Origin of the sequence: Mesorhizobium sp. M0800 (assembly GCF_040320095.1) — a bacterium.
Classification (GTDB): Bacteria; Pseudomonadota; Alphaproteobacteria; order Rhizobiales; family Rhizobiaceae; genus Mesorhizobium.
The window spans coordinates 1-1845 of sequence record NZ_JAMYOZ010000074.1; the positions used below are offsets into that span (position 1 = coordinate 1).

At 60.3% G+C, this 1845-nt stretch carries 2 protein-coding genes and 1 tRNA gene; 2 read left to right on the forward strand and 1 reads right to left on the reverse strand.

The features are described from left to right. The first annotated feature begins 294 nt into the window (after window positions 1-294). On the forward strand, window positions 295-654 hold the full coding sequence (locus tag NKI18_RS33235; protein WP_023678277.1) for a hypothetical protein: 360 nt from the start codon (window positions 295-297) through the stop codon (window positions 652-654). Between the two features lie 132 nt (window positions 655-786). Here the strand turns inward: NKI18_RS33235 and NKI18_RS33240 are convergent, their stop codons facing one another. Continuing rightward, a complete protein-coding gene (locus NKI18_RS33240; protein WP_352457554.1) occupies window positions 787-1497 on the reverse strand; it encodes an SIMPL domain-containing protein in 711 nt (236 codons plus the stop codon). 184 nt (window positions 1498-1681) lie between these two features. Here NKI18_RS33240 and NKI18_RS33245 point away from each other — a divergent pair. Continuing rightward, a tRNA-Ile gene (locus tag NKI18_RS33245) sits at window positions 1682-1757 on the forward strand. Window positions 1758-1845 lie beyond the last annotated feature (88 nt).

The window sequence follows — 1845 nt, forward strand, 5'->3', positions numbered from 1 at the left end:
GCCAATACGGATAAGGTGTTCCACGGACGGCTCCCTTGTTTGAGATCTCAACGAACTCATTCTGGCACATCCGATGCCGTCGGGCGCCGTCCACCCCATCATGGCAAAAGGGTACGTTCCCCATCTGCCCTGCATAGAACGGTTCCAGAAACGGAGAGACTAACGGCTGGCCCATTCTTGCCGCATGAACGGGGGATGAATAGCCGGTTCGCAAAAAATTCAGACAGGCGGGTGCATTCTCCTCCCATAGGTTCGACGAAAACGGGTGGAAACCCTCAACAAGGAGAGAAGACAATGTTCAACACCATCAAGACGGCGGCTCTTTCGGCTCTTGTCGGCCTTGGCACGCTTGCTGCCATCCCCGCTCATGCTGACAGCATCTATCTCGGCTTCGGCAACAACCAGGATCCGCGCGTCGGCGTCTATACCGGCGACGAAGATGATGGTTACTATCGCGAACACCGCCGTCATGGCGGCTGGCGCCGGTCCTGTTCGCCGGAGCGTGCTATTGACAAGGCCGAACGCATGGGCCTGCACCGCGCCCGCATCATCGACATCAACCGCCGCACGGTCAAGGTCGCCGGCCGCCAGTATGGCGACCGCGTCGTGATCGTATTCGCCAACGAGCGCGGTTGTCCGATCATCTATCGCTAAGCCCGTCGGAGCTTTGCGGCCGGCGATTTTTCAGCCGGTAGAGTAGCGGAGTCCCTTTCCGCCAGAACGGAAGGGCGCGGCTCGAAAAACCCCGGAGGATCGATCCTCCGGGGTTTTTCATGCGATCGACGACTACTTCAATTCGAAAGTCACCGTCACCTGTGCGGTATAGGAATTTTCGCCGGCTTGCACCGGGACCGACGCGCCGGCGGCATCGAATGCCTTGGCGTTGATCGGCATCGGCGGTGGTGCGAAATTCTGGTCGGTGATTTCGAGGACCCGGCCGATGCCGACGCCGGCCGCTTCGGCCAGCGTCTTGGCCTTGGCCGTGGCATTCGCGACGGCCTTCTTGCGCGCCTCGGTGACGGCTGCCGCCGGATCGTCGTTGGAGAAGGAGATGCCGCCGCCCTGGTTGACGCCGAGCGACACCGCCTTATCAAGAATGTCGCCGGTCTTGTCGATGTCGCGGATGCGCACCGAAAGCGTGTTGGTCACCTGGTAGGCGACAAGCTCGGCCTCCTGGCTGCCGTCGGGCTTATTGGTGTAGTTATAGCGCGGATTGATCTGGATGCCCGCGGTCTGCAGGTCGCGCTCCTTGATGCCGGACGATTTCATGGCAGCGATCACTGCGGCCATGGCGTCGTTATTGGCATCGAGCGCTGCACGTGCCGTCTTGGCTTCGCGCATGACGCTGAGCGTCAGCAGAGCCAGATCGGGTGCTATCGCCGCCTCGCCTTCACCGGTGACGACGATACGCGGCGGCGGTGGCGAATCGGCGGCGGCCGCGATCGCCGGAAACGCGATTGCGGCGGCAATCGCCAGGGGCAAAATACGTCTGGTCATGAAATCTCCTCGATCTGGGATCCCAAGACAGCCGAGTGTTGGCCGGCGTCCAATGGGCGACGTGCAATAGGTTATCAATATGGGCTGATTTGGGCGATCTCTGCCAGCCCCCTTGGAACGCCTGCTCGGAAAGCCCTCGGAAAGCCTTGTGCGGTTCAGGGAAAAACACTAATCCAGCGCCGTGGGGCCTGTAGCTCAATGGTTAGAGCCGGCGGCTCATAACCGCTTGGTTGGGGGTTCGAGTCCCTCCGGGCCCACCATTGGCTTTTGTGGCCGTTGATTTAATTGGATTTTTTGGCCATTTTTGTCCCACCTCTTTCAACCCCCTCAGAAAGTGGGACAATTTTG

Bases quoted from the DNA above. Each gene is read 5' to 3' on its own strand.
- NKI18_RS33240 (WP_352457554.1), bottom strand. From the start codon at position 1,497: ATGACCAGACGTATTTTGCCCCTGGCGATTGCCGCCGCAATCGCGTTT.
- NKI18_RS33235 (WP_023678277.1), top strand. From the start codon at position 295: ATGTTCAACACCATCAAGACGGCGGCTCTTTCGGCTCTTGTCGGCCTT.